Genomic DNA, 14,062 nt, shown 5'->3' with positions numbered 1-14,062 from the left:
ATGAGTAATGGCATCCCTCTGGCCGAAGCGCTGGCTCGCTACCGCGCTGATGCAGATCTCGATCCGCCACCCGAACTGGCCGATATCGACGCGCTGCTCAACACCTACCACCCAGACCACCTGCAAGGCAGCGTGGTCAAGCTGGCAGTCGGCCCCAACGCGGGCGACAATTGCCAGCGCGAACTGGCTGGACTCTTGCAGACCGAGGCATTTATCGACGAAGCCGACCTGGCTGGCGCTCCGGTAACCGATATCGACGTGCTGGTGATCGGCGGCGGCGGTGCAGGCTGCGCAGCGGCGCTGGCAGCGGCCGAAAACGGTGCGCGCGTCCTGCTGGCCACCAAGCTGCGCCTCGGCGACAGCAATACGGTCATGGCCGAAGGCGGCATTCAGGCCGCCATCGAGCCTGAAGACTCGATCCAGCGCCATATCCAGGACACCCTGCGCGGCGGCCACAATGTCGGCGACCCTGCGCTGGTCTCCGCCTTGGCCGGGGACGGCCCGGAGGCGCTGCAATGGCTGATCAACCTCGGCATGCAGCTCGACCAGACACCCAGCGGCGACCTGCATACGCGGCGTGCGGGCGGCATGAGCACTCCTCGCCTCGTCCATTGTCGTGACTATACCGGCCTGGAAATGATGCGCGTACTGCGCGAGGCCGTCATCCAGCATCACAGCATCGAAGTCTGGGAGCAAAGCCCCGCCGTCGAACTGCTGTCCAACGAAGTCGGCCAGAAATGCGTCGGCGCGGTGCTCACCTCGCTGCTGGACGGCCGGCCGCGCATCGTGCGCACCCGCTCCGTCATCCTGGCAACCGGAGGGCTGGGGCGGCTGCACCTGAACGGTTTCCCGACCTCCAATCATCTCGGCGCAACGGGCGACGGCCTGGTGCTGGCGTACCGTATCGGCGCACGCCTGTGCGAGCTGGATTCCTTCCAATACCACCCGACTGGCCTGCTGCATCCTGCCCATCTGGCGGGGAAGCTGGTGACCGAAGGCATACGTGCGGCAGGCGCCCTGCTGATAAATGGCCTCGGACAGCGCTTCATTGATGAACTCCAGCCGCGTGACGTGGTATGCGCCGCCATCCTGCGCGAGTGCAGGGAGGGACGCGGGGTTCGTGTTGACGACCAGCGCACCGGCGTATGGCTCGACACACCGCGCCTGGAACGCGCCCAACCGGGAGTACTGGAAAAGCAATTTACCAGCCTGATGACACGCACCCATGTCGCGGGCATCGACCCGCGTCGTGAGCCCCTGCTGGTCCATCCGACCCTGCACTACCAGAACGGCGGCGCGGTCATCGATACCAACGGCGCCACCACCGTTCCCGGCCTGTATGCGGTGGGCGAAGTATCGGGAGGCATCCACGGGCGCAACCGCCTCATGGGCAACGCCCTGCTCGAAATCATCAGCTTCGGCCGCCGCGCCGGCGCGGCGGCTACCGCCGACCGCGACCGCGGCCCGAAGAAGGTCACCCTTGAACACGTGAACCGGATGCGCCGCGCCCTGACCCTCGCGGGACAGCCCATGACGCAGCGCGCACCGCAGGTATTGCCTGATTATGCAGCAGGAGGCATATGGAACCGCTGATCGTTGAAACGCCCCACCTCGGGGCGGTCCAGGTGCTACTCCATGCAGACCGGTGCGTCGGTGCAGACATGGCCCGCTGGCGCAGTTCCGGCGGTGGTGTGGCGCTGGCACGCGCCATAAAGGACCCCGCCGCCGTGCGCGAGGAAGTGAAGCAGGCCGACCTGCGCGGCCTGGGCGGCAGCGGCTTCCCGGCCTGGCGCAAGTGGGAATTTGTCGCCGCCGAGGCACCGAAGCCGGACAAGTACCTGATCGTGAACGGCAACGAGGACGAGCCCGGCACCTTCAAGGATCGCCTACTGCTCGAGAAAACCCCCCATCAGGTGATCGAGGGCGCGGTGGTGACGGCGCTGGCGATCGGCGCCAACCGCGTCAGGTTCTACACCAACCCCGACCTGGCTCGCCCGCTGGCCGCGATGAAAGCTGCGCTCGAGCAATGGCAGGCCTCCGGCCTGCTGGAACAGGCCTCGGCCGCGCTCGGCATGCCGCTGGAACTCAAGCTGCTGCCCGGCTCCGGACACTATATCGGCGGCGAGGAAACGGCTGCCATGGAATGGGTCGAGGGGCGCTTCCCCTTCCCGCGCGGCAAGCCGCCCTACCCGGCGCAGTCCGGCGTGCACGGCTGCCCGACGCTGATCAATAACGTCGAAACCATCAGCAACGTGCCGCAGATCGTGGCACAGGGTGGCGCATGGTTCCGCGCCCTCGGCAAGGCGCAGGGCAGCGGCACCAAGCTGTATTCCCTGAGCGGCGACGTGCTGCACCCCGGCGTCTACGAGCTGCCGATGGGCACGCCGCTGCGCGAACTCATCTTCGATCACGGCGGCGGTCTGCTCTCGGGCAAGCAGCCCAAGGCAGTGTTCACCGGCGGGCCTTCGAGCACCATGCTGACCCCGGTCGACCTCGACGTGGCGATGGATTTCGACTCGCTGCGCGCGCGCGGCGCCAACCTCGGCACGGGCGCGATGATCGTCATTTCGGAGGGCACCGGCATCGTCAAGCGGGTGGCCGAGTACGAGCGCTTCTTCGCCCATTCCTCGTGCGGCCAATGCAACTCATGCAAGGTCGGCACCGCCAATATGAGCCGTTTGCTCGACCGGATCGACACCGGATGCGGCACTGCGGCCGATCTCGCCACGCTGAAGAACCTGTGCGCCATGCTGCCCGGCAGCGGCCGCTGCCACCTCGTCAACGGCGCCGTGGCACTGTTCGACAGTGCCTTCCACCACTTCCCGGAAGAGTTCCGGCAGGCGCTGAAGCACTAGAAAATCCGAACCGCGAATAACACGAAGCACGCGAAGAAAAACTTCGTGATCTTCGTGCACTTCGTGGTGAGGTGCAGCTCCAGGTTGATTCTTTCCCGCGCTTCCCTCATATTGGCGGCATCGCATGTAGGGAGGTTGTCATGCCCGCCATCCGTCCCCCTGCCGTCGCAGGCCTGTTCTACCCAGCCGATCCCCGGCAGCTTGCGCATGACGTGCAAGCGCTGCTGGCCGCGGCCAATCCGCACAGCCTGATCCCCAAGGCCCTGATCGTGCCGCACGCCGGTTACATCTATTCCGGCCCGATTGCGGCGACCGCCTATGCCACCCTGACTCCTCTCGCCAAGCGCATCCGCCGCGTGGTTCTGCTCGGCCCCACGCATCGCGTCGCAGTGCGCGGCCTCGCGCTGCCCGGTGCCGATGCCTTCGATACGCCACTCGGTCGAGTGATGCTGGATGCGGAGGCGGCGCGCAGCACCGCCCGCCTGCCGCAGGTGACCGTGAGCGCCGAGGCGCACGAGCTGGAGCACTCGCTGGAAGTGCAGCTGCCGTTCCTGCAGAGCGTACTGGCGGACTTCACCCTGCTGCCGCTGGCGGTCGGCATGGCGACGCCAGAGGAGGTCGCCGGGGTGCTGGAAGCGCTGTGGGGCGGCGAGGAGACGCTGATCGTCATCAGTTCCGACCTGTCGCACTACCTGCCCTATGCCGTCGCCCAGCGCGTGGACAAGGGCACCGTGCAGGCCATCCTCGACCTGCGCCAGCCTGTCGAACCGGACCAGGCCTGCGGCGGTATCCCGGTCAGCGGCCTTATCGCCGCGGCGCGCCAGCACCGCCTCATGCCGCATCTGCTCGACCTGCGAAACTCCGGGGACACCGCGGGGTCTCATGACCATGTGGTGGGCTATGCCGCCCTCGCCTTTACCGAGGAAACGAGACATGCAAAGTGAACGTGGAAAAGTGTTATTGCCGATCGCGCGCGCCGCAATTTCACGCGCCCTGAATATGCCTTGTGCGGTAGACGAAACCGCGCCCTGGCTGTCCGAGCACGGCGCATGCTTCGTCACCCTCACGCAGGACGGCGAACTGCGCGGCTGCATCGGCACGCTGCAGGCGCACCGCTCACTGCTCGCCGACGTGAAGGGCAACGCCGTGTCCGCCGCCATGCACGACCCGCGTTTCATGCCGCTGGATGCCGGAGAACTCGACTTCACCACAGTCGAAATTTCGCTGCTCTCGCCGACCACCGCGATGGATGTGCTGGACGAGGCCGATGCGCTGGCGCAGATGCGCCCCGGCGTCGACGGCATCGTCTTCCAGTGCGGACATTACCGCAGCACCTTTTTGCCGCAGGTCTGGGAACACTTCCCGCAGCCGCGCGATTTTCTCGCGATGCTCAAGCGCAAGGCAGGCCTGCCGGACGATTTCTGGACGAACGAGGTAAGCCTGCTGCGCTATACCGTGACCAAGTGGAGCGAGGAGCGCTGAGATGGACGAGCCGATCGGCGTAGACGAGCGGCACCCAACCAAATACTGGCACCGGCTCGAAGACCAGCGCATCCAGTGCGACCTGTGCCCGCGCGACTGCAAGCTGCACGAGGGGCAGCGCGGCGCGTGCTTCGTGCGCATGCGCGCCGGCGACGAGATCGTGCTCACCACCTACGGGCGCAGTTCGGGCTTCTGCGTCGATCCCATCGAGAAGAAGCCGCTCAACCATTTCTATCCCGGCAGCAGCGTGTTCTCCTTCGGCACGGCGGGCTGCAACCTCGCCTGCAAGTTCTGCCAGAACTGGGACATCTCCAAGTCACGCAGCTTCGACCGCCTGAACGACCAAGCCAGCCCGCAGGACATCGCAAAGACCGCGCAGCAACTGGGCTGCAAGAGCGTCGCCTTCACCTACAACGACCCGGTGATCTTCGCCGAATACGCGATGGACACCGCCGACGCCTGCCACGCGCTCGGCATCAAGACCGTCGCGGTCACGGCGGGCTACATCCACGCAGAACCGCGCCGCGAGTTCTTCGCCAAAATGGACGCCGCCAACGTCGATCTCAAGGGCTTTTCCGACGAGTTCTACGTCAAGCTCTGCGGCGCACACCTGCAGCCGGTGCTGGACACGCTGAAATACCTCTGCCGCGAAACCGATGTGTGGGTGGAGCTCACAACGCTGCTGATCCCCGGCCACAACGATTCCGCCCACGAGATCGGAAAAATGAGCGAGTGGATCGCCAGGGAGCTCGGCGCGGACGTGCCACTGCACTTCTCCGCCTTCCACCCGGACTACAAGATGATCGACGTGCCGCCCACGCCGCCGCAGAAGCTCGTGGGGGTGCGGCGCATCGCCATGGCCGCAGGGCTGCGCTACGTCTACACCGGCAACGTGCACAACCGCGAGGGCGACACCACGTATTGCCCCTCGTGCCACGGCGCACTGATCGAGCGCGACTGGTACGAGATCAGGCAATACAGCCTCACGCCCGACGGCCACTGCCCGGACTGCAACGCGAGGATCGCGGGGCACTTCGAGAAATTCACCAAGGCCTTCGGCGCGCGCCGCATTCCGATCACGATGTCGTAATCTTGTTTAGCGAGTTTCAGGGAAGATCAAAGGCAAAAGGCAAGTGCCCACAGATTACGCCGGATTGAATCTGTGTGAATCTGCATAATCTGCGGACTACGGTTTTCAGACTTATTTCTTTCAGGAGAGACGCCATGACAACCGCACATATCCCGGCCGACCAGGTCGAACTCGACGGCGAACTGATCCTGCCGCCATCTACAAAGGGCGTGGTCGCCTTCGCCCACGGCAGCGGCAGCAGCCGCTTCAGCCCGCGCAACACCTATGTCGCCGAAGTGCTGCAGCAGCAGGGCATAGGCACGCTGCTCTTCGACCTGCTGACGCGCGAGGAAGACCAGGACTACGAGACGCGCTTCGACATCGCGCTGCTCACGCGCCGCCTGCTCGCCGCCACGGTGTGGCTGCAGGCCAACCCGGCAACGCAATCGCTCAAACTCGGTTATTTCGGCGCGAGCACCGGCGCGGCGGCGGCCTTGCAGGCCGCGGCGCAGATGGGCGACAAGGTCGCCGCCGTGGTGTCGCGCGGCGGACGCCCCGACCTCGCCGGCGTAGCCGCCCTGGGCAGCGTCACCGCCCCTACCCTGCTCATCGTCGGCGCCTCGGACTACGGCGTGATCGAACTGAACCAGCAGGCTCACGCGCTGCTGAACTGCGAGAAAGAACTCGTCCTCATCCCGCACGCAACGCATCTCTTCGAGGAGCCCGGCACGCTGCAACAGGCCGCGCGCAACGCGGCCGCGTGGTTCGCGCGCTACCTGTAATTCGATCATCCAAGCATCGGCCTGACTAGGCGCCTTTCGGCATATTGTTAAGCTGGGACTTTGTTGGTAGTGTGCGTCACATAATTTATAGTTAGAGCGCATCTACCCCCTCGCATCTATACGCTCGATGTCTAAGAGAACGAAACGTAAGAAAGGAAACGCAAGCCAGGCTGCACAAACGCAGCCCGGCGTTGCTAGGCCATCACCATCCAGTACATTGAAAAAGTTGTGGCTATGGCTTGGAGCCTCGGGTTTTCTTGTGACTGGTGCCGGTCTTACGTTTGACTACATCAATAGCGAGCTACAGCTTTCTTACTCTCAACCGTTGGGCTCTGCCTATGAGCTCGTAATGACAAACGTTGGCCCATCTGATCGTGTGATTGAGAAATTCCGCGTAAAACCTCCCCTTGGGCAGCAAGTAATTTACAAGATCACCCAAGACATCTATGCCAAGTTCGAAAACGGCAAGGTAGTGCTCCCCGGAGGTCCTGACACATACATTCCTGCAGCAGAGTTCAAAGAGCTCAATGGACAAGTCATCTCTGCCAAGTCGCAACTCAAGTTTCGCCTCCCACCACTATCTGATAGGTCTTGGTTGGAACCAGAAGCCGCGCTAATCAGGATTGAATACTCGAGCGTCCAGAAGAATCAGGCACTTCGTGCAATCGAGAAAGCTCTTCGAGCGCTATCCATTAAAGAATCAAGTGCTACGGTTGACTTTCTCGTTCTCCAAAACTACTGGACGCCAGTGAAATCTGGGGTTCTGAAAGATGCTATCGATCAGGCATGTAGAGAAAATTCTTCTGTCGCCAAATTTGAAGTTTGCCGTTCGCGCAGCTAGTCACCCTATGCGCGCTAACCCATCGTTCAACACTGCTTCACTTCGTTCCGCTCGGACTGATCGCCTACGGCGTCCAGCCGGTTAACTTAAACATTCTGCGTCATGACGTAGCTGTATTTTTCATACGGGAGTCGAAAAATATTTATGTTCACCCTCATTGAGTCCAAAGAAGAAATCGCCAAGGTTCAACGCAAGCTAGAATCCGCCATTTGCCGAGATTTCAAGCAAAAGGCAATTAGAAACATTGGGTACCCCGGGGGCACGACCTTCGACGCCTCTGTGTTCACCGATGGAACCTACTGGTACTGGTCATCCGACCACAACAGCAATGATGTCGCGAATCCAAGGCGCTTGAACTGGTTCGGCCTATTTAAGGCTGAAGGTGGTTTGCAGATTTCGGTCGAGATAAACACCGCATACGAGGGGCGCAATGACCAAGTCGCAGGGTTCTTTGCTCGCGACAACGATACCGGATCGATCTACCTTCTACATTCTGGTCGTGTGGGCGGCGGAACCAAAGGCGTTGGTAAATCTGCCTTTCTGGCATGGAGTGACCAGCGTCCTGTTGATGTCGTTGATACGTCTGGTGGTGTCCGAGAGGGTGTATTGGTTATGCCAATCGACGGCGTTGCTGCAAGCCGTTCTGCTGCTCGGTATGTCGATATCATTGCCCGCTTCAAGCTGGCTGTCCGCGCCGGCGACATGGAAACGCCTGAGTTTCGGCGCAAGAAAAAGGAACTCGACGACTTTTACTCCGAAGCGCGTGGTAGGCGAAAGGGACGACGATCTGCCGAAATCGACTATTTATCTCGTCATGGTGACGTTGTTGATGCTTTGAATTCTTGGCGCACGTCGGAGCCACTTCCCAAAGGAGGACGCATTGTTAAGAATGTCCTGATCGACATGGGGGTTGCAGTCGGTCGTGATCTTGTTGAGGTTTTCGAAGTCAAGACGAGTACGGCACGATCAGACGTCTATGGCGCCATCGGCCAACTCATGGTTCATGGAACAGCGGCGAACTGCCGGAGAGTAATCGTCCTGCCTCACAAAGAGGCAATCGCTACTGACTTGAAAGACGCGCTACAGAGGCTAAGCATTGAGCTTCTGAAATTCAAGCTGGATGCGCAGAAGGCGACGATCCTTTAATGCCGAGCTCATCATTCCGCCGAAATTAAAGGAGATTAAAGGGGTCAGCCTCGAATTACTCCTTGCCACCCAGATACCCGCTCAGCGTTTCCTACCCCGCCTGCTCGCCGTAAACATCATTGAGCAGCCTCGCCGCGGTCTGCGCCAGCAGCGCGACATCCAGCGTGCCGATGCACTGCTCGGCCATCTCGATGCCTTCGAGAATGGATGGGCGCTCGGTCTCGGTGATCTCCCAGACGCCGGTCTCGTCGCCCCGCTTCCTCACGGCCATCAGCGTTTCGATCGCCGCATCCAGCGTTTCGATGGCATGGGGAATTCTGGTCTGCTTCTGCTCGAGCGCCGTGCGGACGACCGAAATGGCCGCGGCCAGCCGCCCGAAGGAGATGACGCTGAATTGCCCGAGGCAGGCGGCTTGGTACGCGGAGTGCATGTCCATCGCGTAGATGTCCTTCAGGCCCTGGGTGACCGGGACGCGGAGCGGGGTTTTCTTTTTCATCGGCTTTCTTCTCTGAAGTCGTTGCTAGCTATAACTCGAAACAGTCTATCCTGAAATCCGCAGTTCGATCCGCAGATTACGCAGATTCGCACAGATTCTAAAACCATCGTCGAGTTTCTTTTGTTAAATCTCGCGTAATCTGTGGATGAAGCTTTTCAGGCTCAATCCCCCGCCAGCGCCGCGATCACTTCCTCGTCGCTCACCTGCGGGAAGGACTGGTAGAACTGCCCCACCGCGTAGAACAGCTCCGGCGCGCTCAGGCAGACTATCTCGTCCGCATAGGGCGATACCTTGTCCAGCGTATCGGGCGGCGCGACCGGGACGGCGCAGACCAGCTTCTGCGGCTGCCTCGCGCGCAGTGCATGCAGCGCGGCGATCATCGTCGAGCCGGTCGCGAGGCCGTCATCCACGACGATGACGATGCGCTCCGCCGGGTCGTGTGGCGGGCGCACCGGCGTGTAGCTCGCGCGCCGCTCACGCATCACTTCCATCTGCGCGGCCTTCTCGGAATCGATGTATTCTTGGCTGCCCGCCACATGCCGACCATGCTCGGCGAGGTACACCCAGCCGGTCTCGTCCACCGCACCGATGGCGAACTCCGGGTTGCCCGGCGCACGCAGCTTGCGCACCAGCACCACGTCCACCTCCCCGCTCAGCTCTTCGGCGATGATTTTTGCCATCGGCACCGCGCCGCGCGGTATCGCCAGCACCAGCGGGTTCTGGCCGCGGTATTGCGCAAGCGCCTCCGCCAGGCGGCGCGCAGCATCGTCACGATCACGGAATAGCATGTTCCTGCCCTCCTTTCGCACGTTGATGTTGCCCGACCTACGAATGCTGCCGCTGCCTCCGCGCCTCGAACAGACAGATGCCCGCGCTCACCGAGACGTTGAGGCTTTCCACGCTGCCGAGCATCGGGATGCGCACCAGTTCGTCGCAGGTCTCGCGCGTGAGGCGGCGCAGACCTTCGCCTTCCGCGCCGAGCACCCAGGCGAGCGCGCCCTTGTGTTTGAAGCCGTTCAAGTCCTGCTCCGCCTCGCCCGCCGCGCCGGCCACCCAGATATCGCGCTCCTTGAGTTCGCGCAGCGTGCGCGCGAGGTTGGTGACGGTGATGTAGGGAACGGTTTCCGCCGCGCCGCACGCGACCTTCTCCACCGTCGCAGTGATGCCGACCGCGCGGTCCTTGGGCGCAATCACCGCGTGCACGCCGAACGCGTCGGCGCTGCGCAGGCAGGCGCCGAGGTTGTGCGGGTCCTGCACGCCGTCGAGCACCAGCAGCAGGGGCGGCTCCGAGAGGGTATCGAGCACGTCTTCCAGGTGCTGCACGCGGCGCGAGGCATCGACGCGCGCCGCGACGCCCTGGTGCCGCGCGTTGCCCGCCATGCCGTCGAGTCGCTTCGCATCGACCGGGATCACGCGCACGCCGCCCGCCTCCGCGAGCTTGACTAGGTCGCGCATGCGCGGGTCGTTGCGCTGCGCCTGCAGATAGACTTCAAGCACGCCATCCGGATTCTGGCGGATGCGCGCGGTGACCGCGTGGAAGCCGTAGATCAGGCGCAGGTCAGCCATGTTGCTTCTTTCCTCTCGTTGCTTTTTTCTCCGGCGCAGCCTTCTTCGCCGCGGGCTGCGACGCGGCTTTCTTCACGCCCTCGTCCAGCACGAAATCGACCTTGGTGCTCTCCATGTCCACCTTGACCACGCGTACCTGCACGCGGTCGCCGAGGCGGTAACGCTGGCCGGTGCGCTCGCCGATGAGCTGGTGGCGCGTCGCGTCGAAGTGGTAATAGTCCTTGCCGAGTTCGGAGATGTGCACCAGCCCCTCGACGTACAGATCGTCCAGCGAGACGAACAGGCCGAAATTCGTGACCGACGAGACCGTGCCGCTGAACACGCTGCCGAGATGGTCGCGCATGTAGAAGCACTTCAGCCAGGCCTCGACATCGCGCGTCGCGTCGTCGGCGCGGCGCTCGGTCATCGAGCAATGCTCGCCGAGCTCTGCCCACTTCATCGCGGGCTTGTATTGCTTGCCGTGCAGCACCGCCTTGATCGCGCGGTGCACCAGCAGGTCGGGATAGCGGCGGATCGGCGAGGTGAAATGGGTGTAAGCCTCATAGCCCAGGCCGAAGTGGCCGACGTTCTCCGGCTCATAGCGCGCCTGGCGCAGCGAGCGCAGCATCACGGTCTGCAATAATCCCGCGTCGGGACGCCCCTTGATGCGCTTGAGCACCTTGGAATAGTCGCCGGCCTGCGGCTCGTCGCCGCCGCCCAGTTGCATGCCGAATTCCCCGAGGAACTCGCGCAGCGCCTCGAGTTTCTCCGGCGTCGGCCCCTCGTGGATGCGGTACAGCACGGTGTGCCGGTGTTCGTGCAGGTAACCGGCCGCGCACACGTTCGCCGCCAGCATGCACTCCTCGATCAGGCGGTGCGCGTCGTTGCGCACCACCGGCACGATACGCTCGATCTTGCCCTGGTCGGTGAAGATCATCTGCGTCTCGACCGTCTCGAAGTCGATCGCGCCGCGCTTCTCGCGCGCGTGCAGCAGCTTCTGGAACAGCTCATGCAGGTGTTGCAGGTGCGGCAGGATTGCCACATTCTTTTTTGCCAGCTTGCCGTCCGGCTCTGCCAGCATTTCGGCGACCTGCGTGTAGGTGAGGCGCGCGTGGGAGTGCATCACCGAGGGGTAGAAGCGGTATTCGCCGATCTCGCCCTTGCCGCTGATGTGCATGTCGCACACCATGCACAGCCGGTCCACCTTCGGATTCAGCGAGCACAGGCCGTTGGAAAGTTCCTCCGGCAGCATCGGTATCACGCGGCGCGGGAAATACACCGAATTGCCGCGCAGGATCGCCTCGCGATCCAGCGCATCGTTCGTCTGCACATAGTGGCTGACATCGGCGATCGCCACCACCAGCCGGTAGCCGCCCTTCTCCGGCGCGCAATACACCGCGTCGTCGAAGTCGCGTGCGGTTTCGCCGTCTATGGTCACCAGCGGCAGCTTGCGGATGTCCTCGCGCCCCATCCAGTCCTCCGCCCTGACTTCCGGCGCGAACAGTTTGGCCTGCTTCTCCGCGTCATTGGGGAACTCGTGCGGCAGGTCGTGCTTGCGCAGTGCGATCTCGATTTCCATGCCGGGGTCGGCGTAATTGCCCAGCACCTGCACGACGCGGCCGATCGGCTGGGCGTGCTTGTCGGGGTGTTTCAATATCTCCAGGATCACGACCTGCCCAGCCTTGGCGCCGCCCGTCTCGCCGGCTGCGACCAGGATGTCCTGGCTGATGCGGCGGTTTTCCGCCACCACGTAATGGATGCCGTGCTCTTCGAACAAACGGCCGACGACGCGGCTGTTGGCGCGCTCCAGCACTTCGATGATCTTGGCCTCCGGGCGGCCGCGCCGGTCCACGCCGCTCTGGCGCACCATGACGGTGTCGCCGTGCAGCACCTTGTGCATTTCCTTCTCGCTGAGGAACATGTCGGGGCTGCCATCCTCGGGGATCAGGAAGCCGAAGCCGTCCGGATGGCCCTGTACCTTGCCCTTGACCAGATCGAGCTTGTCCACCACACAGATGGCGTGCTTGCGGTTGCGCATGATCTGCCCGTCGCGCTCCATCGCCCGCAGGCGGCGCGCAAACAGGTCTTCCTCGTGCACCTCGATGTGCAGCAGTTGCCGCAACTCTTCCTCGCCGACCGGCGCGCCCTGCTCCGCCAGGATCTGCAAAATGAATTCGCGGCTCGGCAGCGGATGCTCGTATTGCTCGCGCTCGCGCTCGAGATGGGGGTCTTTCAGGCGTAAATTATTTTTCTTTTTCATTGACAACTAGTCCTTTAACAATTAAATTGCGCGCCTTCGCAAATCTCAGCCCAGATGGCGGAATTGGTAGACGCACTAGGTTCAGGTCCTAGCGGTGGCAACACTGTGGAGGTTCGAGTCCTCTTCTGGGCACCAATCATAAATCGGCTCGCGCAAGCGAGCCTTTTTATTTTCATGCCCCAGCCCTCTTCCGGGCTGTAAATCCCGGTCGAAAGCAAAAACGCAGTGTACATCGGACACTGCGTTTTCAGTGTTGTCCATGCCGCTATCGGCCTATTCGAACGGATGGCGCAGTACGATGGTTTCGTCGCGGTCCGGCCCGGTAGAAACCATGTCCACCGGCACGCCGCAGACCTTCGCGATGCGCTCCAGGTAGTTGCGCGCGGCCTGCGGCAGGTCCTCGTAGCGCTGCACGCCGACCGTACTCTGGCTCCAGCCCGGCATTTCCTCGTACACCGCCTCGCAATCCGTCAGCGCATCCGCACCGGCCGGCAGGATGTCGCTTTCCACGCCGTTGATGCGGTAGCCCACACCGATGCGCACGCTTTCCATGCCGTCCATCACGTCCAGCTTGGTGACGCACAGGCCGGACACACCGTTGATCTGAATCGAGCGCTTGAGCGCGGCCGCATCGAACCAGCCGCAACGGCGCGCGCGCCCCGTGGTGGAGCCGAATTCGTGGCCGCGCTGGGCGAGGCCCGCGCCGATCGGGTCGCACTTGTCCACCGCGTCGTACAGCTCGGTGGGGAACGGCCCGGAGCCGACGCGCGTGGTGTAGGCCTTGGTGATGCCCAGCACGTAGTCGAGCATCTGCGGCCCCACACCTGCACCGGCGCAGGCCGCGCCGGCGATGCAGTTGCTCGACGTGACATACGGGTAAGTGCCGTGGTCGATATCCAGCAGCGAGCCCTGCGCGCCTTCGAACAGCATGCTCTTGCCCGCCCGGTTGGCCTCGTACAGCGCGCGCGGCACGTCCATCACCAGCGGCTTGATGCGCTCGGCCAGCGCCAGCGTATCGTCCAGGGTCTTCTGGAAATCGACCGTCGCGGCCTGGAAATAGTTTTTCAGCACGAAGTTGTGGTAATCCAGCACCTCGCCCAGCTTTGCGGCGAAGCGCTCGCGATGGAAGATATCCTGCAGGCGGATCGCGCGGCGCGCGACCTTATCCTCGTAGGCCGGGCCGATGCCGCGTCCGGTGGTGCCGATCTTGGCGTCGCCTTTCGCCGATTCGCGCGCCTTGTCGATCGCCTCGTGGTAAGGCAGGATCAGCGGGCAGGCTTCGGAAATCTTCAGGCGGCCGTAGACGTCGATGCCGGCCTGCTGCAGCTTGTCCATTTCCTTGAGCAGGGCCTGCGGCGACAGCACCACGCCGTTGCCGATGTAGCACATCACATGTCCGCGCAGGATGCCGGACGGGATCAGGTGCAGCACGGTCTTCTGCCCGCCGATCACCAGCGTATGCCCGGCGTTGTGCCCGCCCTGGAAGCGCACCACGCCATGCGCGTGATCGGTCAGCCAGTCGACGACCTTGCCCTTGCCCTCATCGCCCCATTGGGTGCCGATTACCACTACGTTCTTAGCCATTA

General features: G+C 63.0%; 13 protein-coding genes and 1 tRNA gene. 9 read left to right on the top strand and 5 right to left on the bottom strand.

Annotated elements, in window-relative coordinates:
- From ACRRNM_RS00770 to ACRRNM_RS00735, 8 genes are all read left to right on the top strand, one after another.
- The gene (locus tag ACRRNM_RS00770) at positions 1–1,593 is read left to right on the top strand and encodes an FAD-binding protein (RefSeq protein ID WP_435626341.1); all 1,593 of its coding nucleotides are present in this window, start codon (positions 1–3) and stop codon (positions 1,591–1,593) included.
- Positions 1,581–2,855 carry a complex I 51 kDa subunit family protein gene (locus tag ACRRNM_RS00765; RefSeq protein WP_435626340.1) on the top strand — a complete coding sequence of 425 codons (1,275 nt, stop codon included), beginning with the start codon at positions 1,581–1,583 and terminating at the stop codon, positions 2,853–2,855. Before ACRRNM_RS00770 ends, ACRRNM_RS00765 begins: the two co-directional genes overlap by 13 nt.
- Positions 2,856–2,995: 140 nt before the next feature.
- Positions 2,996–3,799, top strand: a complete 804-nt coding sequence (amrB, locus tag ACRRNM_RS00760; protein ID WP_435626339.1) for an AmmeMemoRadiSam system protein B — start codon at positions 2,996–2,998, stop codon at positions 3,797–3,799.
- Complete coding sequence (gene amrA / locus ACRRNM_RS00755; RefSeq protein WP_435626338.1) at positions 3,789–4,337, top strand: AmmeMemoRadiSam system protein A; 549 nt, start codon at positions 3,789–3,791, stop codon at positions 4,335–4,337. The genes amrB and amrA overlap by 11 nt, the downstream gene beginning before the upstream one ends.
- A gap of 1 nt (position 4,338) precedes the next feature.
- Complete coding sequence (gene amrS / locus ACRRNM_RS00750) at positions 4,339–5,427, top strand: AmmeMemoRadiSam system radical SAM enzyme (protein ID WP_435626337.1); 1,089 nt, start codon at positions 4,339–4,341, stop codon at positions 5,425–5,427.
- Between the two features lie 134 nt (positions 5,428–5,561).
- Complete coding sequence (locus tag ACRRNM_RS00745; protein ID WP_435626336.1) at positions 5,562–6,188, top strand: dienelactone hydrolase family protein; 627 nt, start codon at positions 5,562–5,564, stop codon at positions 6,186–6,188.
- A gap of 349 nt (positions 6,189–6,537) precedes the next feature.
- Entirely contained in the window at positions 6,538–7,029 is a 492-nt protein-coding gene (locus tag ACRRNM_RS00740; RefSeq protein WP_435626335.1) for a hypothetical protein, read from the top strand.
- Positions 7,030–7,173: 144 nt separating this feature from the next.
- On the top strand, positions 7,174–8,175 hold the full coding sequence (locus ACRRNM_RS00735) for a hypothetical protein (RefSeq protein ID WP_435626334.1): 1,002 nt from the start codon (positions 7,174–7,176) through the stop codon (positions 8,173–8,175).
- A gap of 91 nt (positions 8,176–8,266) precedes the next feature.
- Here the strand turns inward: ACRRNM_RS00735 and ACRRNM_RS00730 are convergent, their stop codons facing one another.
- The 4 genes from ACRRNM_RS00730 to rnr all read right to left on the bottom strand — a co-directional run bounded on the left by ACRRNM_RS00730 (position 8,267) and on the right by rnr (position 12,476).
- Complete coding sequence (locus ACRRNM_RS00730) at positions 8,267–8,671, bottom strand: hypothetical protein (protein WP_435626333.1); 405 nt, start codon at positions 8,669–8,671, stop codon at positions 8,267–8,269.
- Positions 8,672–8,832: 161 nt separating this feature from the next.
- A complete protein-coding gene (locus ACRRNM_RS00725) occupies positions 8,833–9,459 on the bottom strand; it encodes a phosphoribosyltransferase (RefSeq protein WP_435626332.1) in 627 nt (208 codons plus the stop codon).
- Positions 9,460–9,496: 37 nt separating this feature from the next.
- On the bottom strand, positions 9,497–10,237 hold the full coding sequence (rlmB, locus tag ACRRNM_RS00720; RefSeq protein ID WP_435626331.1) for a 23S rRNA (guanosine(2251)-2'-O)-methyltransferase RlmB: 741 nt from the start codon (positions 10,235–10,237) through the stop codon (positions 9,497–9,499).
- On the bottom strand, positions 10,230–12,476 hold the full coding sequence (gene rnr, locus ACRRNM_RS00715) for a ribonuclease R (protein ID WP_435626330.1): 2,247 nt from the start codon (positions 12,474–12,476) through the stop codon (positions 10,230–10,232). The genes rlmB and rnr overlap by 8 nt, the downstream gene beginning before the upstream one ends.
- A 48-nt stretch (positions 12,477–12,524) precedes the next feature.
- Between rnr and ACRRNM_RS00710 the strand changes: the two genes are divergently transcribed.
- Positions 12,525–12,611 (top strand) — tRNA-Leu (locus tag ACRRNM_RS00710).
- 138 nt (positions 12,612–12,749) lie between these two features.
- Here ACRRNM_RS00710 and ACRRNM_RS00705 read toward each other — a convergent pair.
- Positions 12,750–14,060 (bottom strand): adenylosuccinate synthase, encoded by a 1,311-nt coding sequence (locus ACRRNM_RS00705; RefSeq protein ID WP_435626329.1) that lies wholly within the window; start codon positions 14,058–14,060, stop codon positions 12,750–12,752.
- Positions 14,061–14,062 lie beyond the last annotated feature (2 nt).

This window comes from Ferrigenium straubiae (genome assembly GCF_051257895.1).
Taxonomy (GTDB): Bacteria; Pseudomonadota; Gammaproteobacteria; order Burkholderiales; family Gallionellaceae; genus Gallionella; species Gallionella straubiae.
Note: the sequence above shows the minus strand (reverse complement) of the source record. Positions and strands in the feature narration are given on the sequence as shown.

What these genes read in the sequence shown, in the direction of transcription:
- ACRRNM_RS00770 (WP_435626341.1), top strand. Translation starts at nt 1, where the DNA reads ATGAGTAATGGCATCCCTCTGGCCGAAGCGCTGGCTCGCTACCGCGCT.
- ACRRNM_RS00765 (WP_435626340.1), top strand. Translation starts at nt 1,581, where the DNA reads ATGGAACCGCTGATCGTTGAAACGCCCCACCTCGGGGCGGTCCAGGTG.
- amrB (WP_435626339.1), top strand. Translation starts at nt 2,996, where the DNA reads ATGCCCGCCATCCGTCCCCCTGCCGTCGCAGGCCTGTTCTACCCAGCC.
- amrA (WP_435626338.1), top strand. Translation starts at nt 3,789, where the DNA reads ATGCAAAGTGAACGTGGAAAAGTGTTATTGCCGATCGCGCGCGCCGCA.
- amrS (WP_435626337.1), top strand. Translation starts at nt 4,339, where the DNA reads ATGGACGAGCCGATCGGCGTAGACGAGCGGCACCCAACCAAATACTGG.
- ACRRNM_RS00745 (WP_435626336.1), top strand. Translation starts at nt 5,562, where the DNA reads ATGACAACCGCACATATCCCGGCCGACCAGGTCGAACTCGACGGCGAA.
- ACRRNM_RS00740 (WP_435626335.1), top strand. Translation starts at nt 6,538, where the DNA reads ATGACAAACGTTGGCCCATCTGATCGTGTGATTGAGAAATTCCGCGTA.
- ACRRNM_RS00735 (WP_435626334.1), top strand. Translation starts at nt 7,174, where the DNA reads ATGTTCACCCTCATTGAGTCCAAAGAAGAAATCGCCAAGGTTCAACGC.
- ACRRNM_RS00730 (WP_435626333.1), bottom strand. Translation starts at nt 8,671, where the DNA reads ATGAAAAAGAAAACCCCGCTCCGCGTCCCGGTCACCCAGGGCCTGAAG.
- ACRRNM_RS00725 (WP_435626332.1), bottom strand. Translation starts at nt 9,459, where the DNA reads ATGCTATTCCGTGATCGTGACGATGCTGCGCGCCGCCTGGCGGAGGCG.
- rlmB (WP_435626331.1), bottom strand. Translation starts at nt 10,237, where the DNA reads ATGGCTGACCTGCGCCTGATCTACGGCTTCCACGCGGTCACCGCGCGC.
- rnr (WP_435626330.1), bottom strand. Translation starts at nt 12,476, where the DNA reads ATGAAAAAGAAAAATAATTTACGCCTGAAAGACCCCCATCTCGAGCGC.
- ACRRNM_RS00705 (WP_435626329.1), bottom strand. Translation starts at nt 14,060, where the DNA reads ATGGCTAAGAACGTAGTGGTAATCGGCACCCAATGGGGCGATGAGGGC.